The 26,994-nt window shown below is 67.0% G+C and carries 22 protein-coding genes and 1 pseudogene; 10 read left to right on the top strand and 13 right to left on the bottom strand.

Going from position 1 to position 26,994, the window contains the following annotated elements:
• Positions 1 to 269 precede the first annotated feature (269 nt).
• Entirely contained in the window at positions 270 to 1,109 is an 840-nt protein-coding gene (gene fdhD, locus AC5P9F_RS12325) for a formate dehydrogenase accessory sulfurtransferase FdhD (RefSeq protein ID WP_099530389.1), read from the bottom strand.
• Between the two features lie 244 nt (positions 1,110 to 1,353).
• Here fdhD and AC5P9F_RS12320 point away from each other — a divergent pair.
• Positions 1,354 to 3,634 (top strand): annotated as a pseudogene (locus AC5P9F_RS12320) (FdhF/YdeP family oxidoreductase).
• 18 nt (positions 3,635 to 3,652) lie between these two features.
• On the opposite strand, the gene AC5P9F_RS12315 reads toward AC5P9F_RS12320, so the two are convergent.
• Positions 3,653 to 4,654 carry a DUF4034 domain-containing protein gene (locus AC5P9F_RS12315; protein WP_258391537.1) on the bottom strand — a complete coding sequence of 334 codons (1,002 nt, stop codon included), beginning with the start codon at positions 4,652 to 4,654 and terminating at the stop codon, positions 3,653 to 3,655.
• A gap of 651 nt (positions 4,655 to 5,305) precedes the next feature.
• Here AC5P9F_RS12315 and AC5P9F_RS12310 point away from each other — a divergent pair.
• Positions 5,306 to 5,845 (top strand): DUF411 domain-containing protein, encoded by a 540-nt coding sequence (locus AC5P9F_RS12310; RefSeq protein ID WP_005413586.1) that lies wholly within the window; start codon positions 5,306 to 5,308, stop codon positions 5,843 to 5,845.
• A 122-nt stretch (positions 5,846 to 5,967) separates the two neighbouring features.
• Here the strand turns inward: AC5P9F_RS12310 and blaL1 are convergent, their stop codons facing one another.
• The 4 genes from blaL1 to AC5P9F_RS12290 all read right to left on the bottom strand — a co-directional run bounded on the left by blaL1 (position 5,968) and on the right by AC5P9F_RS12290 (position 10,809).
• On the bottom strand, positions 5,968 to 6,840 hold the full coding sequence (gene blaL1, locus AC5P9F_RS12305; protein WP_024956543.1) for a L1 family subclass B3 metallo-beta-lactamase: 873 nt from the start codon (positions 6,838 to 6,840) through the stop codon (positions 5,968 to 5,970).
• A 95-nt stretch (positions 6,841 to 6,935) separates the two neighbouring features.
• Complete coding sequence (locus tag AC5P9F_RS12300) at positions 6,936 to 9,365, bottom strand: TonB-dependent receptor (protein WP_024956544.1); 2,430 nt, start codon at positions 9,363 to 9,365, stop codon at positions 6,936 to 6,938.
• 71 nt (positions 9,366 to 9,436) lie between these two features.
• Positions 9,437 to 10,288, bottom strand: coding sequence for a FecR family protein (locus AC5P9F_RS12295; protein ID WP_024956545.1), 852 nt, complete (start codon positions 10,286 to 10,288; stop codon positions 9,437 to 9,439).
• Positions 10,285 to 10,809: an RNA polymerase sigma factor gene (locus tag AC5P9F_RS12290; protein WP_024956546.1), complete on the bottom strand. Its 525-nt coding sequence runs from the start codon at positions 10,807 to 10,809 to the stop codon at positions 10,285 to 10,287. The genes AC5P9F_RS12295 and AC5P9F_RS12290 overlap by 4 nt, the downstream gene beginning before the upstream one ends.
• A gap of 204 nt (positions 10,810 to 11,013) precedes the next feature.
• Between AC5P9F_RS12290 and AC5P9F_RS12285 the strand changes: the two genes are divergently transcribed.
• The 4 genes from AC5P9F_RS12285 (at position 11,014) to AC5P9F_RS12270 (ending at position 13,409) form a co-directional block, all read left to right on the top strand.
• A complete protein-coding gene (locus AC5P9F_RS12285; protein WP_005413581.1) occupies positions 11,014 to 11,280 on the top strand; it encodes a hypothetical protein in 267 nt (88 codons plus the stop codon).
• A gap of 9 nt (positions 11,281 to 11,289) precedes the next feature.
• A complete protein-coding gene (locus AC5P9F_RS12280; RefSeq protein ID WP_495231962.1) occupies positions 11,290 to 12,462 on the top strand; it encodes a low temperature requirement protein A in 1,173 nt (390 codons plus the stop codon).
• 86 nt (positions 12,463 to 12,548) lie between these two features.
• Positions 12,549 to 12,983 carry an EamA family transporter gene (locus AC5P9F_RS12275; protein WP_043033365.1) on the top strand — a complete coding sequence of 145 codons (435 nt, stop codon included), beginning with the start codon at positions 12,549 to 12,551 and terminating at the stop codon, positions 12,981 to 12,983.
• 33 nt (positions 12,984 to 13,016) lie between these two features.
• Entirely contained in the window at positions 13,017 to 13,409 is a 393-nt protein-coding gene (locus AC5P9F_RS12270) for a DUF3224 domain-containing protein (protein ID WP_005409813.1), read from the top strand.
• Here AC5P9F_RS12270 and AC5P9F_RS12265 read toward each other — a convergent pair.
• The 7 genes from AC5P9F_RS12265 to AC5P9F_RS12235 all read right to left on the bottom strand — a co-directional run bounded on the left by AC5P9F_RS12265 (position 13,406) and on the right by AC5P9F_RS12235 (position 20,403).
• On the bottom strand, positions 13,406 to 13,921 hold the full coding sequence (locus tag AC5P9F_RS12265; protein WP_012480383.1) for a DUF1697 domain-containing protein: 516 nt from the start codon (positions 13,919 to 13,921) through the stop codon (positions 13,406 to 13,408). The two genes, AC5P9F_RS12270 and AC5P9F_RS12265, sit on opposite strands and share 4 nt — an antisense overlap.
• Complete coding sequence (locus tag AC5P9F_RS12260) at positions 13,918 to 14,559, bottom strand: response regulator transcription factor (RefSeq protein ID WP_065184016.1); 642 nt, start codon at positions 14,557 to 14,559, stop codon at positions 13,918 to 13,920. Before AC5P9F_RS12260 ends, AC5P9F_RS12265 begins: the two co-directional genes overlap by 4 nt.
• Positions 14,552 to 15,607 carry a sensor histidine kinase gene (locus AC5P9F_RS12255; RefSeq protein ID WP_274849856.1) on the bottom strand — a complete coding sequence of 352 codons (1,056 nt, stop codon included), beginning with the start codon at positions 15,605 to 15,607 and terminating at the stop codon, positions 14,552 to 14,554. Before AC5P9F_RS12255 ends, AC5P9F_RS12260 begins: the two co-directional genes overlap by 8 nt.
• Positions 15,608 to 15,918: 311 nt before the next feature.
• Positions 15,919 to 16,656, bottom strand: a complete 738-nt coding sequence (locus AC5P9F_RS12250) for an MgtC/SapB family protein (RefSeq protein WP_012511185.1) — start codon at positions 16,654 to 16,656, stop codon at positions 15,919 to 15,921.
• Positions 16,657 to 16,687: 31 nt separating this feature from the next.
• On the bottom strand, positions 16,688 to 19,447 hold the full coding sequence (gene mgtA, locus AC5P9F_RS12245; RefSeq protein ID WP_274849855.1) for a magnesium-translocating P-type ATPase: 2,760 nt from the start codon (positions 19,445 to 19,447) through the stop codon (positions 16,688 to 16,690).
• Between the two features lie 63 nt (positions 19,448 to 19,510).
• On the bottom strand, positions 19,511 to 19,810 hold the full coding sequence (locus tag AC5P9F_RS12240; protein ID WP_005409807.1) for a hypothetical protein: 300 nt from the start codon (positions 19,808 to 19,810) through the stop codon (positions 19,511 to 19,513).
• 293 nt (positions 19,811 to 20,103) lie between these two features.
• Entirely contained in the window at positions 20,104 to 20,403 is a 300-nt protein-coding gene (locus tag AC5P9F_RS12235) for an EF-hand domain-containing protein (protein ID WP_111118277.1), read from the bottom strand.
• Between the two features lie 262 nt (positions 20,404 to 20,665).
• Between AC5P9F_RS12235 and AC5P9F_RS12230 the strand changes: the two genes are divergently transcribed.
• The 4 genes from AC5P9F_RS12230 to AC5P9F_RS12215 are packed head-to-tail and all read left to right on the top strand — an operon-like array spanning position 20,666 to position 26,989.
• A complete protein-coding gene (locus AC5P9F_RS12230; protein ID WP_111118276.1) occupies positions 20,666 to 21,835 on the top strand; it encodes an efflux RND transporter periplasmic adaptor subunit in 1,170 nt (389 codons plus the stop codon).
• On the top strand, positions 21,832 to 24,945 hold the full coding sequence (locus tag AC5P9F_RS12225) for a multidrug efflux RND transporter permease subunit (protein WP_274849854.1): 3,114 nt from the start codon (positions 21,832 to 21,834) through the stop codon (positions 24,943 to 24,945). Before AC5P9F_RS12230 ends, AC5P9F_RS12225 begins: the two co-directional genes overlap by 4 nt.
• Positions 24,942 to 25,631, top strand: coding sequence for a heavy metal response regulator transcription factor (locus AC5P9F_RS12220; protein ID WP_111118274.1), 690 nt, complete (start codon positions 24,942 to 24,944; stop codon positions 25,629 to 25,631). The genes AC5P9F_RS12225 and AC5P9F_RS12220 overlap by 4 nt, the downstream gene beginning before the upstream one ends.
• A complete protein-coding gene (locus tag AC5P9F_RS12215; protein WP_111173749.1) occupies positions 25,628 to 26,989 on the top strand; it encodes a heavy metal sensor histidine kinase in 1,362 nt (453 codons plus the stop codon). Before AC5P9F_RS12220 ends, AC5P9F_RS12215 begins: the two co-directional genes overlap by 4 nt.
• Positions 26,990 to 26,994: the final 5 nt, after the last annotated feature.

The following is a 26,994-nucleotide window of genomic DNA, read 5'->3' as shown; positions in this document are numbered from 1 at the left end:
TCGGGGGGTCTGAACGAAGAGCAGTCGACTGACAGTCGACTCTACAACGCAGCGTTCGACGTGCCGGTGGACTTCCCGAAGGTGGCGCTGCGCTGAGATCTGGCCTGGCCCGGGTGGCAGTGGTCGCCCGGGCCGGTCTGATTGGAGCCGACCGGGTAGAGTCGACTGTCAGTCGACTATCGCGCGCAGCGCGGGGTTTTCGGGGGGGCTGAACGAAGAGCAGTCGACTGACAGTCGACTCTACCCAGTCGACGACTACCCAGTCGACGCTAAATGTCGTCTGCCTGCAGCCGTTCGGGATGGGTATACACATTGAACCCGCTTTCCCGCGCGAACCCGACCAGGCACAGGCCGGCGCTGCGGGCCAGGTCGATCGCCAGCGCGGTCGGCGCCGAAACCGCCGCCAGCACGCTGGCTCCCGCACGCGCTGCCTTGCTCACCATTTCGTAGCTGGCGCGGCTGGAAATCACCAGCAACCCACCGTCGATGGCGTGCTCGTTGTGATGCAGGGCGCCGATCAGCTTGTCCAGTGCATTGTGGCGACCCACGTCCTCGCGTACCCAACCGATGCGCCCACTGGCGTCGGCCCAGGCCGCGGCGTGGATCGAACCGCTTGCCGCATTCATCGGCTGGTGCTGCGCCAAGGTCGCCACCGCCCGCTGCAGGGCGGTGGCGGAATAGCTGCGGCGTTCGCGGATCTGCGGCAGCGGTCGCAGCACTTCTTCCAGCTGGCGCGTGCCGCACAGGCCGCAGCCACCACGGCCGGGCAGCAGGCGCCCATTGGCGGGGTCCAGGTCGGCACCGGGTGCCTCCTCGGCCACGGTCATCTGCAGTTCGATGCCTTCCAGCTGTGGGCGGATGTCGATCGACAGTAGCTGCGAGGGCGTAGCAATCAGTCCCTCGCTGAGCGAGAACCCAAGCGCAAAGTCCTCCAGGTCGCAGGGCGTGGCCATCATCACCGCGAAGGCGGCGTCGTTGTAACGCAGCGCCACCGGCACTTCCTCGGCCACCACGTCGACCAGGGGCTGTCGCCCCTCGCTGCGCCAGCGCTGCAACGGGCGCTGGGCCGTGCCGGCAGGCGGGGTGTGCGGTGGGGTCGAATCAGGCATGCAGCGCGTCCGGACAAGGGAGATACGCAGGTGGTGGACCACCCACGCCATCGAGAATAGCGCAGTGGCCATGCGCTGACGCAGGTGTAACCGTTGTCATGGCAGGCTGCGCTGAAAACAGCGCGCACCCACTGGCGAAGCCGTGCAGGCCGTGTTTGACTGTGGGGCTGGCTGTGCGTCCGAAAGCGCCGCCGGACCGCGTTGTGCCCATTGTTGCCGCGTTCCTTCCGTCAGGTTCCCGAACATGTCCGAGCAGAAGCCGCCGCGTTACAAGCCCTACAACCAGCCCGCCGGTGGTTGGGGTGCCGCCGGAGCCACCGCCAAGGTGTTGCTGCAGCAGAGTGTGATCGGCAAGGGGTCGAAGGCGTTGCTGGCGATGAACCAGCCCGGTGGCTTCAAGTGCCCCAGCTGCGCGTTCCCCGATGCCGACGAACGCAAGAAGCTGGAGTTCTGCGAGAACGGCGCGAAGGCACTGGCCTGGGAAGCCACCCAGTTCCGTGCCGGTCGTGAGCTGTTCGCCCGGCATACCGTTACCGAGCTGATGGCGCAGACCGACTACTGGCTGGAGATGCAGGGCCGGTTGACCGAGCCGATGCGCTACGACGCGGCCACCGATCACTACGTGCCGTGCAGCTGGGACGATGCCTTCGCACTGATCGGCCGCCACCTGCAGGCGCTGGACAGCCCGCACCAGGCCGAGTTCTATACCTCCGGACGCACGCCCAACGAAGCGGCGTTCCTGTATTCGATCTTCGTGCGCGAGTTCGGCACCAATAATTTTCCGGACTGCTCGAACATGTGCCACGAGCCGACCAGCCGCGGCCTGCCGCCGGCCATCGGGGTGGGCAAGGGCACCATCGTGCTGCAGGATTTCGAGCACGCCGAGGCGATCTTCGTGATCGGCCAGAACACCGGCACCAATTCACCGCGGATGATGAGCAACCTGGTCGAGGCGCGCAAACGCGGCATTCCGATCGTGGCGGTCAACCCGATGCCCGAGCGCGCGCTGATCCGCTTCGCCGAGCCGCAGGACATGGTGCAGATGGCCACGTTCGGTTCGACCGAGATCACCAGCGAGTTCGTGCACATCCGCATCGGCGGCGACCTGGCCCTGATCAAGGGCATGATGAAGGTGATGTTCGAGCGCGAGGCGCAGGGTGAGCGTGTGCTCGACCATGCATTCCTCGCCGAACACACGGTGGGCCTGGAGGCGCTGCGCGAAGACGTGATGGCGCAGGACTGGGACCAGATCGTGCAGGTGTCCGGCATTTCGCAGGCGCAGATCCGTCGCTGTGCGGAGATCTACATCCGCTCCAACGCCACCGTGATCTGCTACGGCATGGGGCTGACCCAGCACCAGTACGGCTCGCGCCTGCTGCAGCAGGTCGCCAACCTGCTGTTGCTGCGTGGCAATTTCGGCAAGCCCGGTGCGGGTATCGGGCCGATCCGTGGCCATTCCAATGTGCAGGGTGACCGCACCGTCGGCATCGACGAGAAGCCCAAGCCGGCCTATCTCGACCGCGTGCAGCAGGTGTTCGGTTTCGACCCGCCGCGCGAACATGGCCACCATGTGGTCGAATCCATCGAGGCGATGCTGGAGGGCAGTGCCAGGGTGTTCATCGGCCTGGGTGGCAACTTCATCCATGCGGTGCCCGATACGCCGCGCGTACGAGGCAATGCGTGGCCTGGACCTGACCGTGGGGATCGCCACCAAGCTCAACCGTGGGCACCTGGTTCATGGCCGCGATGCGCTGATCCTGCCGGTGGTGGCGCGCTCGGAGCGCATCGTCACGCCGGCCGGCGAGCAGTTCGTCACCATCGAAGACGCGATGTCCAATGTGACCGCCTCGCGCGGCGTGCTCGAACCGGTCAGCGCCGATGTGTTGCCCGAGGTCGAAATCGTCTGCCGCATGGCGCTGGCCACACTGCCCGACAGCAGGGTTGACTGGGCCGGCTGCATGCACGACTACGCACCCATCCGCGAGCTGATTGCTGCGGTGTATCCGGAGATCTACACCGGCTTCAACGAGCGCATCCGGCAGCCACACGGTTTCCATCTGGACATTCCGCCGCGCCGCCGGGTGTGGCCCACGCCGAATGGCAAGGCCAACATCCTGGTGATGCCCGGCCTGGACGTGGACGACCCCGTACATGACCCGGACATGCTGCGGTTGGCCACGGTGCGCTCGCACGATCAGTACAACACCACCATCTACAGCTACAACGACCGCTACCGCGGCGTGTACAACGATCGCATGGTGCTGTTCATGAACATCGAGGACCGGCTGGCGCGCGGGCTGGACAAGGAGGCGCGGGTCAGCCTGGAGACGATCAGCGGTGATGGCGTGCAGCGGCGCATCGAGGGCCTGACCGTACTGGACTACCCGATGCCGCGCGGCGCGCTGGCCGGCTACTACCCCGAACTGAACCCGTTGTTGCCGCTGGACTACTACGACCGCCTCAGCGGCACGCCGGCGGCCAAGTCGATCCCGGTGCGGATGCGGGCGATGGCGGCGGTCGCCTAGCAGTGGATGAATCCAGTCCTATGGGCCTTCGGCATGTGGGTTGGGTTCATCCAGAGCAAAGGAACAACGGAAATAGTTGGCCGTATCCCGCCAAGCGCCAACGATCGGTTCCTGGATCTGCGCCAGCAGTTCACGGGCCTTGACGGGATCATTGGCCTGGCAGGCGAAGTACGCGAATGATTGCAGGTTCCATGGCGAGGGATAACGTGACAGCACGTCTTCGAAGCCGCGTTTCATGGTCGGCCAGTTCACTTTCGACGCGGTGAACAAACGGTCCTCGTACTCTCGCTGCGAGGCGACCCAGTAGATACGGGCGTACAGCATGTATTGGTCCTGCGGTGGGGCCGCAGCCATGACCCTGCGTGCATAGGCTTCCAGGCCAGCCGGATCGCCGCCCCACTTCGGAGCGAAATAGCGCACGGCAGCAAAGTAGAGCGGGAAGTAGCCCGGATAGCGCGCGATGCCTTCGTCATGCAATGCGAAGAAGCGGTCTGCATCCCAACTCTGTTCGATCGCCCGGTGTTCCATCGACTCGTACCAGTACGGGTCCGTGCTGGCGATGTCCTTGTATTTCAGCAGGTAGTCAACGGCCTGCTGCTGCAGCGCCTTGAACGGTGCCCAGTCCTCTTCCTTCACCGTATTTGCATAGCCGGGGCCGCGGATGCTCCAGCCTTGGCGGCTGAGCATCTCAGCCATGGCCAGGCGCGCCGACGGCGACCTGGGGTAGCGCGAGATCCACGCCTGCACGAGCTTCTCGCGACCCTGCCAGTAGGCCGGGTCACGGTTGCTCATGCTGAAGGCATAGCCGATGCCTACGTAGTACGCCGAAAGCTTCCAGACACCACTGCTGAAGTAGCGATCCGTATCCCGGTAACGACTGGCGAGTTGCTCCAGTCTGGCGAAATCCTGCTTCTCCAGCAGTTGCTGTGCCTGCCGAGAGACTTCAGCGCGTTCGCTTGCTTCATCTTCGCTTGGTTTTTCGGCGTGCGTGATGGTCGCGCACGACAACAGCAGCACCACAAGCAGTGTTCGCATGAATCCATTCATGAGGGAAACTCCGTGTCGGGGACAGGGGCAGGGGCGTGGCAATGCAGGGTGGCACGATTGCCATCTCGCCATAGCAAGGGGCGTCGCGCAAGTCGGCCGCGTGGTTGTCAAGCTGTCAGGGTCGTTGCCAGCCCACTGAGGGTGCCTGCATCGGCTATCATCGGCGTGTGAACCTGCCTGGCCTGCTGCTGCGATGGATGTTGCTTGTTGCCCTGGTGCTGAATGCACCGGCGCTGGCACTCGCTGCGTCTTCGTACAGCGGATCGGCCAATCAGGATCACTGCGCTGCACCGCACGCGGCCGCGATGGCGGCAGCCGGCTGCTGCGATGATACGGCCCCGGCGGCCTGCCAGAGTGGTGAGTGTGAATGCCCGCCCGCCTGCCTTGGCATGCTGGCCACGTTGAGCGGAACGCCAGCCTCGCCGTGGCGCGAGGCGCCTGTAGCCGCCCGTTCCCAGCAACGCGCATCGCCGCCGATGCCGGACCCGTTGCGGCCCCCCATCGCGTGATTTCCTGCAGGCCTCACGCGCCTGCCGTAGCTGCTCGACTTCTTCTCGACTCTGCCCGCGCCTTCGATGCGCGGGCGGCGGGCTACGTTGCCCGCCTCTGCAAAGGAATCACTCAATGAACCGTACTCTCTCCCTCGGCCTGCTGCTGGGCACTGTGTTGGCTACGACCGCCTGTGCACGTGCCGCCGAAGAATCCGCCGCCGCACCGGTCGCCAGCGCGGCACCGGTGACACCGATCCAGGCCAGCCCGGCCAAGGTCGATCCGGCCTTGCCGGTGGCCATCGTGCACAAGACCGCCAGCTGCGGTTGCTGTGGCATCTGGGTCGACCACCTGAAGGCCGCCGGCTTCCAGGTCGATGTGCGCGACACCGATGACATGAATCCAATCAAGGTCCGCCTGGGTGTGCCGGTCGGCAAGGCGTCCTGCCATACCGCCGAGATCGGCGGTTACGTGGTCGAGGGTCACATCCCGGCCGAGGACATCAAGCGCCTGCTGGCCGAACGCCCGGCCGCGCGCGGGCTGGTGCTGCCCGGCATGCCGGCCGGTTCGCCGGGCATGGAAATGCCGGACGGATACGTGCAGCCGTACACCGTCGAGCTGGTGCGCACCGACGGCAGCACCGAGCCGTTTGCCCAGCACGGGCAAGGTGGCTGACAGCCAGTGGTGGTGCCGGTCGGTCTGACCGGCACCTTTCCTCGCGGCCGACTTGCTCTTTACAGAGTCGAGCCGTGCTCGACTGCTCTGCGGCTCCGTCGAGCAAGCTCGACGCTTCGGAATCAGCGGGTCCCGGCCGTTTCCCTGGCCAACTGCGCGTCGAACTTCTTCTCGGCCGCATCCGCGTAGGCGTTGCAGGTCAGTGCCTCGGCGCTGGCCTTGCTGCCGACGGCGTAGTTCCAGTTGCTGGCGCCCGGATGCGGGGTGAGCAGCAGATCGCAGGGCAGCGCCCGTACCGTTGCGAAGCTGCGCTTGTAGTCCTCGATCAGGCGCGGATAACGGGGATTGCCCTTCAGCTGGTAACCCGGTGCACTCAGGCTGTCGGCGTAGGCGATGCGCACCGGCTTCCCATCGCGGGTGTCGGTCCAGGTCCAGGCGGTGCTGCCCGGGGTGTGCCCCGGCATGAAGTGCGCGGTGAATGCGATGCCGCCCACCGTGACCACTTCGCCGTCCATGATGATGCGGTCGGCGCTGGCCGGCGGATAGGTGATGCCGTCGCCAAAGTGCAGGTCGTTGCTGCCGCCGCGCGCCAGCAGCACCGCCGTTTCTGCATTGGCCGCCACATGCGCGCCGGTGCGACGCTTGAGCTCGGCGACCGGGCCGGCGTGGTCGGCATGCGCATGGCTGAGCAGGATCAATCGCAGGTCCTGCGGGGCCACGCCGCGCAGCTTCATGTTGTCCAGCAGGTGACCGGCCATCTGTGGCATGCCGCCATCCAGCAGTACTGCGCCCTCGGCGGTCTGCACCAGCAGCGCGGTCAGGTCCTCGGTGCCGATCTGCCAGGTGTGGTCGGCAACCTGCAGCGGCGCCATCGGCTGCAGCCAGGACGCATCCACGGTATAGGCCCGCAGTTGTGGCAGCGGTGCCTCGGCGGCGCTGGCGTGGGCGGCCGGAAGAGCGACGGCCAGGGCGAAGGCGAGCAGGGTAAAACGCATGATCCACGTCCGCTTGAAGGAGGCCCAGAAACTAGCATGGGCCTCCTTCATCGCGTCTCGCATAGATTTCATGGCTCCCATAAGGACGCCATGGATCAGTACCGGTACTGCCATCCCAGCGTCAGCACCCGGCCGCGGCCGGAGAAATAGCTCGGGTTCGACGGCGTGGTCTGCGAGTAGTAGCTGATGTACTGCCTGTCCGCCAGGTTCTGCACGCCCAGCGTGAAGGCATGCTTGTCCAGCGTATAGCGCGCGACCAGATCCACGGTGGTGTAACCCTTGAACTCGGCCACCCGCGCGCCACGCAGGTCGAAGTCGCGGTCGAAGGCATGACTGGCCTGCAGGCGGGTGCTCAGCTGCGGCGTCCAGCTCTGTTCCCAGAACGCAGTCAGCCGGTTCGGCGCGATGTTCACACCAGCCAGGTCGCTGTCGAGGCGACCGTCGACGTCGGCGTCGTAGCGGCCGTTGGCGCGTGCGTAGCCGAGGCCGAGGCGGCTGTCGCCCAGCCGCAGGCGCAGGTTGCTTTCAAAGCCTTCCACGCGGGTGGCCTGGCGCTGTACCGCATAGGCATCGATGCCCGGATCGTAGATCAGTACCGAGCCGAGCCTGGATTCGGAGGTGTAGTAGGCAATGTCACCGCTGAAGCGGCCATCGTCGTACTCCAGTCCGATCTCGCGGTTGTCCGACACCACCGGTGACAGGTCGATGAGGCTGTCCACGCGCTGGCCGTCGCGGTTGATCGCGCGCAGCACGCGGCCGACGTCGGCCACGGTGTAGCCTTCCGAGTACGAGGCATAGGCGTTGAGGCGATCGTTGATGTACCAGACCGCGCCGAAGTTGGGCAGGGTCTCGCTCATGGTCGGCTTGCCACCGGCCACCTTGCGTGCGCCGTAACGGGGCAGGGTGGTGTAGTCGCCTACTTCCAGCTCGCCCTTTTCGTAGCGCAGGCCGCCGGACAGCATCAGGTGATCGGTCGGCCACCAGTGCAGCTGCAGCAGCGGTGACAGGCTCTGGTAGGTGGTCTGCGGCACCCAGTTCATGCCACTGGCCAGCAGCACCTGGTGGGTGCGGTCGCGCAGGCCGTCCAGGCCCAGGGTCACGTCCAGCGAGGTGTCGGCGATGCGGCTCCAGCTCTGGGTCAGCTTGAAGCCGCGCTTGTCCGATTCGTTCTGGGTCTGGTCCCAGGCGGCATTGGCGCCGGTGTTGCCCCAAGGATCCCATTGGCTGGCACCGTAGCGGCCTTCGAAATCGACCGCGAAGGCCTGCGCCTGGAAACGGCCGCCGAGCAGGTCGGCGGCGCTGTAGTCCACCGTCAGCGAACGCGAGCGGTTCATCGGCGGATCGAGCGGCGTATCGCCCGGGACCGAAATGGTCGGGCGACCGGTCCGGTAGTCACCGTTGATGGCCAGGTAGTTGTCCAGCCCGCGCAGTTCATAGCGGTTGGCCATGACCTGCAGGCGGTGGCCGTCGGCAATGTTCCAGCCCAGCTTGGCGAATACGTTCGATGAGGTCGAGTCCATCAGCTCGCCCTGCGCGTTGGTGCCGATCGATCGGCCCTCGCCGTCGTGGTACAGGCCCTGCTTCTCATAGGCCAGGCCGGCGACCAGGTCGAACTGCTCGCCGCGCACGCCCACCAGGGCCGAGCCGCGCTGGCCATTGTCGTCGTGGCGGCTGGGCAGGGCAGCGCTGTAGCTGACGCTGGTGTCGAGCAGGAACGCGCCCGGCTCACTGGGCGCACTGCGGGTGATGATGTTGACGATGCCGCCGGTACCGCCGATGCCCTGTAGCGCGTTGGCACCGTGGATGACCTCGATGCGTTCGATCATCGCCGGGTCGATGGTGTGCGAATCACGCGAGCCATCTCGCAGTGGCGTGGACTGCGGCACGCCGTCGACCATGTACAGGATGCCGCGGCCGCGCATGGTTTCGCCGTAGTTGGACATCTTCTCGCGCGCCGGGGCAAACGCCGGGATCTGCGACGACAGCACCCGCGACACATCCGAGCCCAATGCCAGCTGCTGGGCGATGTCCTCGCGGGTCAGCACCGTGATGGTATTGGGCATGGCGGTCTCGCCCTGCGGCATGCGCGCGGTCGAGGCCGAGACCGTGACGCGGGCCAGCGACGTCGTCGAGGCGGATGACGGCGCCGATGATGCGGCCCGGGCCGGGATGCGCGGCTTCGCCGGCGCTGGCGCGGCACTCACCACGAACACCCCTGGCGAACGTTCCTGCATCGCCAGGCCTTGGCCTGCCAGCAGCCGCTGCAGGGCCTCACGCGGGGTGTAGCGGCCATCAACAGCCGGGGCGCTGCGGCCGCTCACGCTGTCGGCGGCGAACAGCAGCTGGATGCCACTCTGCCGCGCCAGCGCAGTGAGCGAGGCCTGCAACGGGCCGGCCGGCAGGTGCAGCTCGACGGGCGCGGATGCAGCGGTCTGCGCCGTGGCGGGCAGGGCCGCACAGAGGCAGGCAGCGAGCAGGGTGGGGGCCAGCCGGCGCAGGGCGGCTGGCGGAACAGGGCGGGTCATGCGGGGGTCCTTCGGAAGGGTTCAAGCACTTGCCGGATGGGACGGCGCGCAACCCACCCTCGGTGTGGCATTCAATCGCGGGCGCGCAGATGCAGGCTGCCATCGGAAGCGGTGTGCACCTGTACCGGCAGGATCTCGGGCAGCAGCGCGAGTACAGTCTCGGCGCGGTCGGCATCGAAGACGCCTGACACCTGCAGCGGCCCCAGTACCGGGTCGTCCAGCACGATGGGACGGTCGTGATAGCGCTGCAGGATGCGCAGCACCTCGGCCAACGGCATGCGGTCGAATTGCAGCCGTCCACGGGTCCAGTCGGCTCGATCCGGGTCCACCGCTTCCGGCGGAGACAACGATCCTGGCTGGGCCAGCACGCGCTGCCCCGGCTTCAGGCGCTGCTCTGCGCCCCCGCCATCCACACGCACGCCCACCTCGCCGCGCCACAGGGTTACCTCGCTGAGGCTACCCTGCCGGTCAACGTCGAACACCGTGCCATAGTTGCGCACATGCACCGCCCCGGCCTCGACCTCGAACGGGCGCCAGGTCGAGTGCTGCACCTGGAAACGGGCCTGGCCCTGCACCAGCACCACCTGCCGCGAGCGGATGTGCCTGCGAACCTGCAGATGGGTACCGGCGTCGAGCAGCAGATGGCTGCCATCGGGCAGGCGGATGCCGCGGCGTTCGCCCACCGCGCTCCGATAGTCGTGCACCTGCCATGCCGGGTCGGCAATGAACACGCCCGTGGCCGTGATCAGCAGCAGCGGCAGGACGATCTTCGCCGCACGCCCACCGCGACGACGCTGCAACGCATCCGCGCTGGGCATGGGGAAGCGTTCCTTCAGGGCATCGCGATGCTGGTCCAGCACCTGGTCGATGGTTGCGGGTTGGACCGGCGGTTGCGGTGGGGACGGCGGCGGTTGTGGGCTCATCGCAGGCCAGCCGACCGTTGGCAATCGGCCATGGCCAGGCGCAGGTGGCGCTCCACCGCCTTCTGGCCGATACCCATGCGGCGGGCAACCTCAGCCTGTGGCAGTTCGTGGATCTTGTGCAGGATGAAGACCTGCTGGCGGCGGCAGGGCATGCGTTCGATGGTGGCGCCCAGTCGTTGCAGTGCCTGCTGTCCCTGCGCCTGCTGCTCAGGCCCGGGGCGCGGGCAGGCGTCATCGGGCAGCTCGGCACGCGCTTCCACCCAGTGCCGGCGCAGATCCTCGGCGCGGCAGCGATCCACCGCCGTATCGTGCGCGATCCGCCGCAGCAGCGCGATGGGTTGCCGTGCATCGTAGGCGGCCGGGCGTTCCAGCAGGCGCACGCAGACATCGTGCACCACCTCACGAGCCAACCCCGGCGAGCGGAAACGGCGGCGCAGGTACTCCACCAGTTCCTCGTAATGGCGCACCAGCGAGGACATCAGCGGCAGCGCGGGAGGGGGTGGGGAAGGCAGCTGGGACATCCGGACCGGAAGCAAGGGCAAGGGGCGCGCGCGGGGGAGGGCATCCCTGCGCGATGACGCAATACTAATGGGAACCGTTCGCGTTTGCCATGTGGGGCGCGGGTCGGGGATTGTTCGTCGGAACTGGAAAGTGAAACCACGATCATCGTCTGGAGCGCAGAATCGGCCGCGGCTAGCCTGCAAGCAGGCTCAAGGAGATGGACCATGCACGTGCTTCTGGTGATGGTGGGTGGGGTGTTGTTGTTGGGGGTATTCCTGCTCTTCGGGCGGCTGTGGAGCGTAGGCCAGTCACAGCTGCCCACGGCGCTGCTCGCGTTCATCGCCACCTGGCTGCTGGTGACGCTGGCCAACATGTGGGTGGGCGTGAGCAAGGCCGGTTACGCCGTGCGGGAAGAACTGCCGATCCTGCTGCTGGTGTTCGCGCTGCCGGCCCTGCTGGCTGGACTGCTGTACTGGCGCCTGGCGCGCTGAAGGACGGCCATGAGCACACGACTGAGACCGCCTGCCCTGCGCCAGCGCGATGGCGACCACGCCCGCGTGACTTACGAAGAGCTGTTCTTTGATCTGGTCTACGTCTTTGCGGTTACCCAGCTCAGCCACCATCTGCTGCATCACCTGGACCTGGTCGGGGTGATGCAGACGCTGGTGCTGTGGTTCGCGGTCTGGCTGGGCTGGCAGTACGCCTGCTGGGTCAGCAACTGGTTCGATCCCGAGGCGCCACGCATCCGCAGCCTGCTGTTCGTCACCATGTTGCTGGCGCTGTTGATGTCCTCGTCCATTCCCGAGGCCTTCGCTGAACGCGCCTGGGTCTTCGCGGGGGCGTACGCCACCATGCAGGTCGGGCGCACGGTGTTCGTGCTGCTGGAGGTCGGTCGCAGCCATCCGTTGGCGCCCAATTTCCGACGCATGCTGGCGTGGGTGAGCGTGTCGGCCTGCTTCTGGCTGGCGGGCGCCGCCGCCGAGGGCAATCTGCGTCTGGCGTTGTGGGCGGTGGCGGTGGCCTGCGAATACATTTCGCCGATGTTCGGTTTCGCGTTTCCTGGCCTGGGCCGGTCGCACACCCGCGAGTGGACCATCGAAGGCGGGCACCTGGCCGAGCGTTGCCAGCTGTTCGTCATCGTCGCACTCGGCGAGACGCTGCTGGCTACCGGTGGCGTGCTCAGCGAGGTCGAGCAGTGGAGTGCTGCGGTGGTGTCTGCGGTGCTGGCCACCTTGGCCGGCACCATCGCCATGTGGTGGTTGTATTTCGGCATCTCCAGCCGCGATGCCACCGCGGCGATCACCCATTCCGAGGACCCCGGGCGGATGGGGGCCAACTTCCACTACGTGCATGCGCTGCTGATCGCCGGCATCATCGCCACCGCGGTGGGCAACGACCTGGTGATGGATCACCCGGAAGCGGCGGTGACGCCGGTATATACAACGGTGCTGGTCGCCGGGCCGTTGATCTACCTGCTTGGCAGCGCCCTCTACAAGCGCGTTGTGTACGGGCGCGCCCCGTATTCGCATCTGTTCGGTGCCGTGGCGCTGGTCGTGTTGGACGTGGTCTTGCCGCACACCCATCTGCTGGCCGCCGGTTGGCTGACCAGTGCGGTGCTGCTGGCCGTGGGCTTGATGGATACGCGGTTGAAGCGTCGCCTGAAGTGGGCGTGATCCGTTGCGCCGCTGCCGTACTTGCGCGGGCGGGCAATGGGAGTAGCGTGGGCAGTGGGTGCTGTGGGAACCGGGAGTGGCGCAGCATGCAGAACGTTCCGCAGTGGCTGGTCTGGGCCGGCCTGTCAGCCTGTTTCGCCGCGCTGACCGCGCTGTTCGCCAAGGTGGGCGTCAAAGGCGTCGACTCGGATCTGGCCATGGCCATCCGCACCCTGGTGGTGGCGGCGGTGATCCTGCCGCTGGTGGTGGTCACCGGCAAGTGGTCCAATCCGTTGCTGCTGCCCGGGCGCACGCAGCTGTTCCTGGTGCTGTCGGCGCTGGCCACGGGTGCGTCATGGCTGTTCTACTTCCGCGCGCTGCAGAGTGGCGAGCTGGCCAAGGTGGCAGTGGTCGACAAATTCAGCGTGGTGCTGGTGATCGTGCTCGCCTATCTGTTGCTGGGTGAACGTCCGACCCTGCGGGAATGGAGCGGCATCGGCCTGGTGCTGGCCGGGGTGATCGTACTGGCGACGAAGAAGTAGCAGCGTTCAAACCCATCGACGAGGGAGAGCAGGATGCAGGGCGAAGCGCGCGGTACCTTTGAAGTGAACCTGCTGCCGATCAGTGGCAACGACGGCCCGATCGGGGTGATGTCGATCGACAAGGTCTTCCATGGTGACCTGCAGGGCAGCAGTGTCGGCCAGATGCTGGCCTTCCGCAGCCCGGTGCAGGGCTCGGCCGGCTACGTGGCGATGGAGCGGGTGACGGCCACGCTGGCCGGGCGCCACGGTGGGTTCACCCTGCAGCACAACGGCTTGATGACCCGTGGCACGCCGCAGCTGAGCGTGGTGGTGGTACCCGATTCCGGCAGCGACGGGCTGCTCGGCCTGGCCGGCACGCTGGAGATCACCATCAGCGAGGGCCGCCATGACTATCGGTTGCTCTACAGCCTTCCGGAAGAACCCTAGCGGAGTTCCGCTGCCATCGTCGCGAGCCGGGCGACGGTGTTGAGGTTGCGCGCCGTGCCCTGTGCCGCGCCGGGAATGCGCAGGCGCGAGTCGGCCATGCCGGCGCCGTAGTGGATGAAGATCTCGCGCGTGCCGAGTGCGAGCTGTTCGTCGCGCCGGCCGGTCACGCCGTCCAGCGGGTCGGCGGGCAGGCTGCCGTCGAGGAACAGGGCGACCACACGGTTGCCGGCCGCCTGCGCAAACGGATTGCGTGCCACCACGCCGGCAATCTCGTTGGCCGAGCGCACCAGCACGCCCACCGGCTTGCCGGCATAGGCCTGGAGCCGCTGGCCGAGGGCCTGGCGCACGCCTGTTTCGTCGAGCGAGCTGCGCAACACCACGTTGCCGCTGGCGATGTACGTGCGGACATCGGCGAAGCCTGCGTCCTCACACATCGCCACCAGTTCGCGCATCGGCAGCTTGCCGGTGCCGCCGACGTTGACCGCGCGCAGCAAGGCGACGTGGACGTTCATGGCGTCCCCGCCTGCAGGCGGTCATACATGCGTACCAGGTCAACCAGGGTGCGCGCGCCCATCTTGCGCATCACCTGCGCGCGGCGCACCTTCACCGTGATCTCGCTGACCCCGAGGTCGCTGGCAATCTGCTTGTTGAGCCGGCCGCGTACCACGCCATCGACCACCTCGCGCTCGCCGGCATTGAGGGTGTCCCAGCGTAGCTGCAGCGCGCCGAGTGCCTCGCCGTCGCGGCGGCGCTGGCGGTCGATCTCGATGCCCTTGTGGATGGCATCGAGCAGCTCCTGGTCACGGAAGGGCTTGGTCAGGAACTCGATGGCACCGTCCTTGATCGCGTTGACGCCCATGGCGATGTCGCCGTGGCCGGTGATGAATACCACCGGCAGCTGCAGGCCGAGGCTGCCCATCGTGCGATGGAACTCCAGCCCACTCTGGCCGGGCATGCGCACGTCCAGCACCAGGCACGCTGGCGCGTCTTCCAGGTCGTGTTCGAGGAAGGCCTGGGTGGAGGTGAAGGCCCGCACCTGCAGGCCCATCGAGGCCAGCAGGTCTTCCAGTGCGGCGCGCACCGACGGGTCGTCGTCGACCACGTAGACGATGGGCGCTGGGTCGATGGCTGGGGCAGCGGGCTTACGCATGTTGAACGTCCGAGGCGATGGGCAGGTCGAACACGAAGCAGGCACCGCCGCCTGCCGGTCGTTCGGCGCGGATCTGGCCGTCATTGGCTTCGATCATCGAACGGCTCAGGCTGAGGCCCAGTCCCAGCCCATGTGACTTGGTGGTCCAGAACGCATCGAATACACGCTCGGGATGATCGGCGGGCAGGCCCACGCCCCGGTCGCGCACGCTGAGACTGACCTGCTGGCCGTCACGCCGGGTCAGTAGTGACAGGCGACGGTCGGCTGCGGGTATGGCTTCCATTGCATCCACTGCATTGAGGATCAGGTTGCCGATCACCTGCTGCACCTGCACGCGGTCGGCGTGTACCGGCGGCAGGTCGGCGTCCAGCAGCAGCGCCACCGCCACGCCGTGCTGGTCCAGCTCGCTGCGCGACAGCGCCAGCATTTCCTCCACCGCCTGATTCAGGTCGAAGGCGCGTCGTTCCGGTGCCGCGCCCTGGGTCAGGCCGCGGATGCGGGCGATCACGTCACCGGCGCGGTGCGCGTCTGCCAGGATGCGGGCCACGGTCTGCCGGGCCTTGTCCACGTTCGGCGGGTCCTGTGCGAGCCAGCGCTGGCAGGCTTCGGCGCTGCTGGCGATGGCCGCCAGCGGCTGGTTCACTTCATGGGCGATGGAGGTGGTGAGCTCGCCCACGGTGGAGGCGCGCGCCACCCGCAACAGGCGGCCCTGTGCTTCCTGCACGGCGGCCTTGGCCGCTTCCATGTTCAGGGCGAGATAGGTGGTGATGCCGATCACCAGCATGCCGATCACCGAATTGACCAGGCCGATGCGGTAGGTGCCGAAGCGGGTCAGGAAGAAGCTCAGCCCGGTGAGTGCGATGCAGGCGATGGCCAGGGTGATGAGCCCGCGCGCACCCAGCACGCGCGACGCCGCGAGGATGACCGCTGCGTAGAAGCAGGCAGCGGCAACCGCGTAATCGGTGACGGTGTCGATCAGGAAGATCGCCGCCATCACGACGATCAGGGCCAGCAGCACCAGCGGGCGGCGGGGCGACAGCGATGGCATCGGGGAAGCTCCCTGGCGTGGGGGAAAAGGATAGCAAAGCCGGCATTGGTGGATGCCGACCTGGGTCGGCGTGCTCTTGTGTGGTGGGTGCCGACCGTTGGTCGGCACAGGCCAGAACGATGCCTGGTAGTGCCGGCCGCTGGCCGGCAACTGTACGGTGCTTCGGAGATCACGAGGTTGCCGGCCAGCGGCCGGACTACCGCAGGGATGGACACGGTCTCTGAAGGTTCTGTGCCGACCAACGGTCGGCACCCACCAAAGCGATGCACGGTGCGTCCGGGGATCATGGGGTTGCCGGCCAGCGGCCGGCACTACTCCTCCAGGCTGGCGTTCCAGAAGCCCTGCAGCACACCGGGCGTGGTCGCCAGGGTGGCCAGCACGGCATCGAGCTCACCGGCATCCACGGTGGTGGCATACAGCACCGCTTCGATCTCCACGTCGCGCTCGCCGAACGGGCGCTGGTCCACCGCGCGCACCGGGTAATGCGCCTGCTCAAGCAGCAGCAACAGCTGGTCCAGCACCTCGGCTTGCTGCTCGCGCTGGCAGACCACATTGATCGCATAGGTCGCCTCGCTGAACGCTTCCGGCAGCGGCTGCCGCTGGATGCGGTTCACCACCGGCCGCAGCAGGGTATTGGCGGCCAGCACGAACACCGCTGCCAACACCGCCTCCGGCAGCAGCTTGATGCCGGCACAGGCGCCCACCGCCGCCGATCCCCACAGGGTGGCGGCGGTGTTCAGGCCGGACACCTGCGCGCCGTCCTTCATGATCGCGCCGGCGCCGAGGAAGCCGACGCCGGAGATCACATAGGCCACCACATGCAGCGGTGACGGCGGGCCGCCGTACAGGTCATGGAAGCGCACGGCCAGATCGACGAACACCGCCGCACCCACCGCCACCAGCGTGTTGGTACGCAGACCGGCGGTGCGTTGGCGCAGCTGCCGCTCCAGGCCAATGACCGTGCCCAGCACGAACGCCACCGACAGGCTGATCAGCGAACTCAGGGTTGCGCCGGCGTTGAACGCCGGCAGGTTCGGATTGATGTCCATTGTGATTCTCCCTGGACAAGGCGGCGGGCGCTTACTGCCAGCCGTAGCGACGGATGTAGAACTTCTTCAGCGCGGTGGTCAGCACCGCATAACCGAACAGGATCGCCACCAGGAACGGCCAGTAGCCAGCCGGAAGCGCCTGCAGCTTGAAGTAGCCGGCCAGCGGGCTCATCGGCAGGGCCACGCCAATGGTCATGATCAGGCCGGTCATCAGCAGCAGTGGCGGCGCGGCGATGCTCTGCAGGAACGGCACCTTCGGCGTACGGATCATGTGCACGATCAGGGTCTGGGTCAGCAGTCCGACCACGAACCAGCCGGACTGGAACAGGCCCTGGTCGGCTGGCGTGCGTGCATCGAACACGTACCACATCAGCGCGAAGCAACTCAGGTCGAAGATCGAGCTGATCGGCCCGAAGAACACCATGAAGCGGCCGATGTCCGCCGGATTCCATTTCAGTGGCTTGCGCACCAGCTCCTCGTCAACGTTGTCGAACGGGATGGCGATCTGCGAGATGTCGTACAGCAGATTCTGCACCAGCAGCTGCAGCGGCAGCATCGGCAGGAACGGCAGGAAGGCCGAGGCCACCAGCACCGAGAACACATTGCCGAAGTTGGAGCTGGCGGTCATGCGGATGTACTTCAGCATGTTGTTGAACGTGCGCCGGCCCTCGATGACACCTTCCTCCAGCACCATCAGGTTCTTTTCCAGCAGGATGATGTCGGCGGCCTCCTTGGCGATGTCCACCGCACTGTCCACGCTGATGCCGATGTCGGCCGCGCGCAGCGCCGGTGCATCGTTGATGCCGTCGCCGAGGAAGCCGACCACCTTGCCCTGTGCGCGCAGCTCGCGCACCAGGCGCTCCTTGTGCAGCGGCGTCAGCCGGGCGAATACGCGGTGGTGGTGCAGGGCGCGTGAGAGTGCACCGTCATCCATGCGCTCGATCTGCGGGCCGGTCAGTATGGTGTCGGCGTCCAGCCCCACCTGTGCGCAGACGCGGGCGGTCACCAGTTCGTTGTCACCGGTGAAGACCTTGACCTCCACGCCATGCGCGGCCAGCGCCTGCAGCGCCTGCGCTGCCGATTCCTTGGGCGGGTCCAGGAAGGCCACGTAGCCGACCAGGGTCAGGTCGCACTCGTCGGCCTGAGAATAGGTGGTCTGGCTGGCAGCGGTCTCCTTCATCGCCACCGCCACCACGCGCAGACCCTGCTCGTTCAGTTCCTCGGTGGTCTGCCGCACGCGGGCCAAGCGGTGCTCGTCCAGTGGCATGTCCTGGCCGTTCTCGCGAACGGTACTGCACACCGCCAGCATTTCTTCCACCGCGCCCTTGCAGATCAGCTCGTGGTGGTCCTCGCGCTCGGACACCACCACCGACATGCGGCGGCGCTCGAAGTCGAACGGAATCTCGTCCACCTTGTGGTAGTCCTGCGACAGCCGCAGCGAACTCTGCAGCTCCACGTGCTCCAGCACCGCGCGATCCAGGAGGTTGATCAGCCCGGTCTGGAAGTGGCTGTTGAGATAGGCGAACTTCAGTACGTCTTCCGAATCGTGGCCGAACACATCGGTGTGGCGCTCCAGCGCGATCCTGTCCTGGGTGAGCGTGCCGGTCTTGTCGGTGCACAGCACTTCCATGGCGCCGAAGTTCTGGATCGCATCCAGGCGCTTGACGATCACCTTGCGCCGCGACAGCAGCACCGCACCCTTGGCCAGGGTGGAGGTGACGATCATCGGCAGCATCTCCGGCGTCAGGCCCACCGCCACCGACAGCGCGAACAGGAACGCCTCGGTCCAGTCACCCTTGGTCCAGCCGTTGATCAGCAGCACGAACGGCACCATCACCAGCGCGAAGCGGATCAGCAGCCAGCTGACACTGTTGACGCCGGCCTGGAATGCGGTCGGCGCACGGTCGGTGGCGGTGCTGCGCTGGGCCAACGTGCCGAAGTAGGTGCGGTTGCCGGTGGCCAGCACCACGGCGGTGGCCGTTCCGGACACCACATTGGTGCCCATGAACAGCAGGTTGTGCTGTTCCAGCAGGCCGGCCAGGCCGTCGCCCGGGTGCGCGAACTTCTCTACCGGCAGCGATTCGCCGGTCATCGCGGCCTGGGCGACGAACAGGTCCTTGGCGGTCAGCACGCGGCAATCGGCCGGAATCATGTCGCCTGCCGACAGCACGATGTGGTCGCCGGGCACCAGCTCACGGATCGGCAGGTCCAGCAGGCGCGCCGGACGGCGGCTGTGCAGGTGCGCACCGAAGTACTGGTCAGCCACATCGGCGGCTTCGGTACCCGGATTGCGGCGCAGCACGCGTGCGGTATTACCGACCAGTGCCTTCAGTCGTTCGGCGGCACGGTTCGAACGCCCCTCCTGCACGAAGCGGATCAGCGTGGACAGCAGCACCATCGCACCGATCACCACGGTGGCCTTGATGTCCTCGGTCAGCCAGGACACTGCCGCCAGCACGGTCAGCAGCAGATTGAACGGATTGCGGTAGCACTGCCACAGGTGCCGCCACCACGGCAGCGGCTTTTCGTGATCCACCTCGTTGGGGCCGAGCGTGGCCAGCCGCTCCTCGGCTTCATGCGGGCTGAGGCCATCGGCATGCGAATCCAGCGTGGCCAGCAGCTCGGCTTCCTCCTGCTGGGCGAGGGTGACCAGGCCGGTGGTGAGCGCGAACGGCGCTGCTTCGGCGCTGCCCGGGCCGAATCCGGCTTCGGGCATCGCACGGCGGCGGAACAGGTTGCCTGCGCGACGGCTGCGCAGGAAGGCATTGAACCAGGCGTTGAGCAGGCTCATGGGACTCTCCTCGAATGTCAGAGCCGGCCGCGGCCGGAACACGAACGGAACGGTTGGAACAGGTCAGGCGTGGCGCATCGCCAGCACCGCCGGCGACCACGGCTGCATGTGCAGGCGCTGGCTGCCGCCGATGCACAGCGGCTTCATCGCATCGCGCAGGGGATAGGGCAGATGACGCAGCACGGTGATGCGCTCGCTGATCGGCAGCAGCGACAGCGCATCGGCCACCACGCGCGGCGAACCGAGCGACAGCGAACGGGCGAACATCACGGGGCCGTGTTGCAACAGTTGGCTGCGCAGGCCGGCAACATCGCGCTCGCCGATCAGGCGGCGCAGGGTGATGTAGAGGATCTTGTAGGACATGGGGGCGATCTCCAGGCAAGCGGCGCCTGGCGGTCCCCCGTCACTCAGGCAGGCAGGGACCGGCGGGCAGGCGCCAGGAACAGGCGGATTGCGGGCATCGGGGGCGCGGTGCGCCCGGCAGGGTCGGGGTCCATCTGCGTCTCCATGAGGGGAGGGGGCCAGCCAGGGTTGCCCTGGCCAACGGCGCTATTGTCCGCCCCTGAATGGGACAGGCCTAGAGGCCCGTGGGTTAGCCCGGCTATACCTTGGTATAGCCGGGTACCCGTAGCGCCAATCGAGGGTTCAGCGATGGATCAATGCGAAGCGCTGGTCTGCTTGCATACGTCGTACTCGCCACGGGTCAGCATCTTGTCACGGTCGGTATCGCAGGCGTGCAGCCGTTCCGCCCAGTCCGGCGCAACGGCATCCACCTCTGCCAGCGTGACGATGCCGTCCTTGTCCTTGTCCAGCGACTCATACGGCGGTATCAGCTTCACTTCGGTGACGTCCTCGGCGGCGGTGGCCTTGCTTGCTTCCTGGGTCTTGGAACACGCGCCCAGCAGCAGGCCGATGGTAATGACAAGGACAGCAGGAACGTAGCGAATACCGGTCATGACAGGCTCCAGAAGTGGGGACGCGGGCCACGGTTGTGGATGGCCACGGCCGGATATTCGGCCCGGATCTGTAAGCGAGCTGCGAAGAACCAACCCGGTCGCCAGATAGCGGTGGGCCAACGTTCACCCGCACGCCCCATGCGTGTACCGGCCGCACCTGACGAAATTGTCAGGCAGGCGACAGCAAGGCGCCGGAGGCCAGCCGGGAGGATGGCATCAGGCCCGCGCAGCCCCCGCGCCGGCACCGGTATGGATCCCTGTGATGCGAATTCCCTTCCTGTCCGCACGAATGCGTCGCCGCCACCTTGTCCTGGGCGTGTTGCTGCTGGTGGTGTTGTCGCTGGTGATGCTGTTCCAGGGTGTGTCGCGCAGCGACGCGCAACCGGCCAATGCGCCGCCGCCGGTACCGGTGGTGACCGGCCGTGTCGAGCAGCGCGACGTGGCCCATTGGCGCAGCGGCGTAGGCACGGTGCAGTCGCTGCAGAGCACCGTGCTGCGGCCGCAGGTCGATGGCGTTCTGACCGAGGTGCTGTTCGAGGAGGGCCAGAAGGTGCGCAAGGGCCAGTTGCTGGCCCGTATCGATGATCGCGCGATCCGTGCCGACCTGGGTGGCGCACAGGCTGCGGTGGTTCGCGACCGTGCCACGCTGGATGCCGCGCGCTCGGACCTGGCGCGGCTGCAGCACCTGTCTACCGACCAGCTGGTTTCGCGGCAGATGCTGGAGCAGCAGGCGGCCACGGTACAGCAGTTGCAGGCCACCGGGCGTGGCAACCAGTCGGCGGTGGATGCCGCACAGGTGCAGCTGTCGTACACCCGTATCCTGGCGCCGATGGATGGCCGCATCGGCCTGCGCCAGGTGGACCCCGGCAACCTGGTGCGTGCCACCGATACGCAGGGACTGGTGACGGTGCAGCAGACCGACCCGATCTCGGTGGTGTTCGCGCTGCCGCAGGACGCGTTGCCGCAGCTGCGGCAGGCACTGGCTGCCGGCGACGTGGCGGTGCAGGCGCTGGACCGCGATGGTGGCCAGCGCCTCGCCGAAGGCACGCTTCAGGTGATCGACAATCAGATCGACGAGACCTCCGGCACGGTGCGGTTGCGTGCCCGCTTCGCCAATGCCGACGACCGGCTGTGGCCCGGGCAGCTGGTCAGCGTGCGGGTACGCATCGGCCAGACCACGGACGCACTGGTGGTGGACGCTGCCGCAATCCAGCGCGGTGTCGAGGGCAGCTTCGTCTACCGCGTAGTGGGAGATGGGAGCGTCGAGGTGCTACCGGTCACCGTGGGTGAAGCCGAGGACGGGCAGGTGGCCATACAGGGCGAGCTGCGGGTGGGTGATGTGATCGTGCGCGATGGCCAGTCGCGCCTGCGCCCGGGTGTGGTCGTCACTGAAGCCGGCGCACCGGTTGCCAGGGCCGGGGCCGCACCATGAGCACCCGCGTTTCGCTGTCCAGCTGGTTCGTCCGGCATCCGGTGGCCACCACGCTGCTGACGCTGGCGGTGATACTGCTCGGCGTGGCTGCGTTGCCACGGTTGCCGGTGGCACCTCTGCCTGAAGCGGAATTCCCGACCATCCGCGTCAATGCCAGCCTGCCCGGCGCCAGCGCCGAGACCATGGCGTCGGCGGTGGCTACGCCACTGGAAACGCAGCTGACCGGCGTGCCCGGCATCATCGAGATGACCTCCACCAGCGCGCTCGGCAGCACCTCGATCACGCTGCAGTTCGATCTGGAAAAGAACATCGATACCGCCGCACAGGAAGTACAGGCGGCAATCAATGCGGCGGCCGGGCGCCTGCCCAGCGACCTGCCGAACCTGCCGACCTGGCGCAAGGTCAACCCGGCCGACAGCCCGATCCTGGTGCTCAGCGTGGTCTCGGCACAGATGTCGATGACCGAGCTGAGCGACCTGGCCGAGAGCCGCCTGGCGCGTTCGATCAGCCAGATCAGTGGCGTGTCCGAGGTCAATATCGTCGGCCAGCAGCGCCCGGCCATCCGCATCCAGGCCCAGCCGGAGCGGCTGGCAGCGATGGGCATGACCCTGTCCGACCTGCGCGGCGTGGCCCAGAACGCCAGCCTCAACCAGGCCAAGGGCGCGCTGATGGGCGAACAGCGCACGTCCACCTTCGAGGCCAACGACCAGCTGTTCGATGCCCAGGACTACCGTCAGCTGGTGGTCGCCTACCGGCAGGGTTCACCGGTCACGCTGGGCGATATCGCGCAAGTGGTCGACGGTGCCGAGAACGCCTATGTGCAGGCGTGGCCGAACGGGCAACCGGGCGTGGGCCTGATCATCAGCCGGCAGCCGGGCGCGAACATCGTTCGCACCACCGATGCGGTGCTGGCGGCCTTGCCGGAGCTGCGCGCCAACCTGCCGGCCAGCGTCGATGTGGAAGTGCTCAACGACCGCACGCGCACCATCCGCGCGTCGCTGCACGAGGTGGAGGTCACCCTGGTGCTGACCATCGTGCTGGTGGTGCTGGTGATGGGGCTGTTCCTGCGCCAGCTCTCGGCCACGCTCATCGTCGGTGCGGTGCTGGTCGTTGCGCTGGTCGCCACGTTCGCGGCGATGTATGTGGCCGGCTTCAGTCTCAACAACCTCACCCTGGTCGCGCAGGTGGTGGCGGTCGGCTTCGTGGTGGACGACGCCATCGTGGTGGTGGAGAACATCCACCGCCATCGCGAGGCCGGTTTGGGGCCCGTGGAAGCGGCACTGAAGGGTGCCGAGGAAATCGGCTTCACCGTGGTGTCGATCAGCCTGTCGCTGATCGCGGCGTTCATCCCGTTGCTGTTCATGGGCGGCGTGGTCGGGCGCCTGTTCGCGGAGTTCGCGATGACCATCACGGTCGCGATCCTGATCTCCATCGTGGCCTCGCTGACGCTGGCGCCGATGATGGCTGCGCACCTGATGAAGCGCATGCCGGCCCATCGCGACGGCCAGGACACGCTGGCCGGGCGCCTGCTGGCCGGCTACGACCGCAGCCTGCAGTGGGCGCTGGGCCACCAGCGGCTGATGCTGGTCGGGTTCGGTGCGACGGTGGCGGTAGCGGTGGCCTCGTACGTGGTGGTCCCGAAGGGCTTCTTCCCGCTGCAGGACACGGCCTTCGTGTTCGCCACCACCGAAGCGGCACAGGACATCGGTTTCGAGGAGATGGTGGCCAAGCACCAGCAGCTGGCGAAGATCGCCGCCGAGGATCCTGCGTTGCAGGCCTACAACCATGCGGTGGGCGCCACCGGTGGCAGCCAGACCCTGTCCAATGGCCGCTTCTGGTTCATCCTGAAGGACCGTGGCGACCGCGACGTGGATGTGCACGGCTTCATCGACCGGCTGCGCGCGAAGATGGCCAGCGTGCCGGGCATCACCGTGTACATGCGGGCCGCGCAGGACATCAACCTGGGCGCGGGGCCGGCGCGTACGCAGTACCAGTACGCACTGCGCGGCCAGGACAGCAGGGAGCTGTCACGCTGGGCCGAGCAGCTGACCGAACGCCTGCGCGGGCTGCCGCAGCTGCGCGACGTGTCCAACGACCAGCAGGTCGGCGCCAGCGTTACCCGGTTGCAGATCGATCGCACCGCTGCGGCGCGCTTCGGCTTGACCGCCAACGATATCGACCAGGTGCTCTACGATGCGTTCGGCCAGCGCCAGATCAACGAGTTCCAGACCGAGACCAACCAGTACCGGGTGATCCTGGAGATCGCGCCCGGCCTGCTTGGCCAGGTCGATGCGCTGTCCTACTTCCACCTGCGTTCGCCGCTGACCGGGCAGATGGTGCCGCTGTCGGCGGTGGCCCAGGTGCAGCCGCCGGGCAACGGGCCGCTGTCGATCAGCCACAACGGCATGCTGCCGGCGGTGAACCTGTCGTTCAACCTGGCGCCGGGCGTTTCGCTGGGTGAGGCGGTTACCCTGGTCGAGCAGGCACAGGCGCATATCGGCATGCCCGACAGCATCAACGGGCGCTTCCAGGGCACCGCACAGGCGTTCCAGGAATCGCTGGCCAGCCAGCCATTGCTCATTCTGGCCGCGCTGCTGGCCGTCTACATCATCCTCGGCGTGCTGTACGAGAGCTTCGTGCACCCGCTCACCATCCTGTCCACGCTGCCGTCGGCCGGTATCGGTGCCGTGCTGATGCTGTGGCTGTGGGGGCTGGATTTCTCGATCATGGCGTTGATCGGCATCGTGCTGCTGATCGGTATCGTCAAGAAGAACGGCATCCTGATGGTCGACTTCGCGCTGGATGCCCAGCGCAACCGCGGGTTGACCCCGCTGCAGGCCATCCACGAGGCCTGCCTGACCCGCTTCCGCCCGATCATGATGACTACGTTGGCGGCGCTGCTGGGTGCCATTCCGCTGATGATCGGCTTCGGCACCGGCTCGGAGCTGCGCCAGCCGCTGGGTGTGGCGGTGGTGGGTGGCCTGCTGATCAGCCAGTTGCTGACCCTGTACAGTACCCCGGTGATCTACCTGGCCCTGGACCGGCTGTTCCTGCAGCGCCGACGCGAACGCAGGGCGGCCGCCGGTGCCGCGCTGACGGAGCCCGGATGAAACTGCTGATCGTCGAGGATGAGAGCAAGACCGCACACTATCTGCGCACCGGCCTGGGCGAGCAGGGCTGGGCGGTCGACCTGGCCGCCGACGGCGTGACCGGCCTGCACCTTGCCCGCGAGTTCGACTACGACGTGATCGTGCTGGACGTGATGCTGCCCGGCATGGACGGCTTCAACGTGCTGCGCGAACTGCGCCGCAGCAAGCAGACCCCGGTGATCATGCTGACCGCGCGCGACCGCGTGGATGACCGCGTGCACGGACTGGGGCAGGGTGCCGATGACTACCTGGTCAAGCCGTTCTCGTTCATCGAGCTGCTGGCGCGCCTGCAGGCGCTGGTCCGGCGCGGTCGCCAGCAGGAGCCGACCGAACTTCAGGTGGGCGACCTGCAGGTCAACCTGCTGGCGCGCCGCGCCTATCGTGACGGTACGCGACTGGACCTGACCGGCAAGGAATTCGCGCTGCTGGCCCTGCTTGCGCAGCGGCGCGGGCAGATCCTGTCCAAGACAGTGATCGCCGCGCAGGTCTGGGACATCAATTTCGACAGCAACACCAACGTAGTGGAAGTGGCGATCAAGCGCCTGCGCAGCAAGCTTGACGGCCCGTACCCCAGCAAGCTGCTGCATACGGTGCGCGGCATGGGCTACGTGCTGGAAGTGCGCGATGACGAGGGTGACGGTCGATGAGGTGGTCGATCGCCCAGCGCCTGTCGGCGATGTTCGCGCTGGCCGCGCTGCTGGTATTCGCCCTGCTGGGCATCGGCGTGTATGGCGTGCTGGAACGGCAGGTGGTGCGTTACCAGCACGCCGAGCTGCAGACCAAGCTGCACGCGGTCAGCGGCAGTGTGGCGATGTGCGATACCCGCGAGCGCTGGAGCAAGGTGCGCGACAAGGTCGGCAACCTGATTTCCGGCGACCGCGACACGCTGGTCTGGGCCTGGAGTGACGACCCCACCTTCCGCATCGGTGGTGAACGCCCACAGGTGCAGCCACCGAATGGCAACGACAGCGGCATGGGCACGTTGCAGCGCGAGGGCCAGCATCCGCTGCGTACGCTCTATGAGCGCGTGCCCGGCAAGGGCGTGCGGCCGGCGGTGGACCTGTGGATCGGTATCGACTCCGAACCGTACACGCATGCCTTGCAGCGCTTCGCCGTGGCGCTGTGGGTTGCCGGTGGGCTGGGCGTGCTGCTGGTGGCCGGCCTCGGCTACTGGATTGCGCGCCTGGGACTGGCACCGTTGCGCGCGCTTTCGGACGAGGCGCGCTCGCTCAGTCCACAGCGGTTGTCACAGCGGCTCGGCACACAGGCGCTGCCGGCAGAGCTGGGGCACCTGACGCATGCCTTCAATGGTGCATTGGATCGCCTCGAGGCCGCCTACACGCGGCTGGATGCGTTCAACGCAGACGTGGCGCATGAGCTGCGCACGCCGCTGGCCAACCTGATGGGGCAGACCCAGGTGGCCCTGTCACGGCCGCGCGACAACGCGCAGCTGCAGGACGTGATGCAGTCCAACCTGGAAGAGCTGGAGCGGCTGCGCGCCATCGTCAACGACATGCTGTTCCTGTCGCGGGCCGGGCAGGGCGACATCGCGATGGAAACCCGGCCGGTGGCGCTGGCCGGCGAAGTGGCCGCCGCCGGGGACTTCCTGGAGTTCCTGTTCGAGGAAGCCGGGCTGACCCTGCGCATCGAAGGTGATGCGACCGCCAGCATCGATCCATCGCTGTTCCGGCGTGCCCTGACCAACCTGCTGCACAACGCCGTGCAGCATGCGCGGCCCGGCACCGAGGTGCGGGTGCAGCTGCAGGCCGAAGGCAAGGGCGCGCGCATTGCGGTGTTGAACGAAGGCGATGGCATCGCCGCCGGGCACCTGCCGCTGTTGTTCGAGCGTTTCTACCGGGTTGACCAGGCCCGCGAGTACCGGGGCGAACGCCACCACGGCCTGGGCCTGTCGATCGTCAAGGCCATCGCCGTGCTGCATGGTGGCGATGTGTTCGTGGCCAGCCGCGACGGGCTGACCACGGTGGGGTTCACGGTGGCGTGTTGACGCTG

It is taken from the genome of Stenotrophomonas sp. YJH_SMC_4 (assembly GCF_059371575.1).
This window is presented reverse-complemented; position numbering and strand designations above follow the sequence as displayed.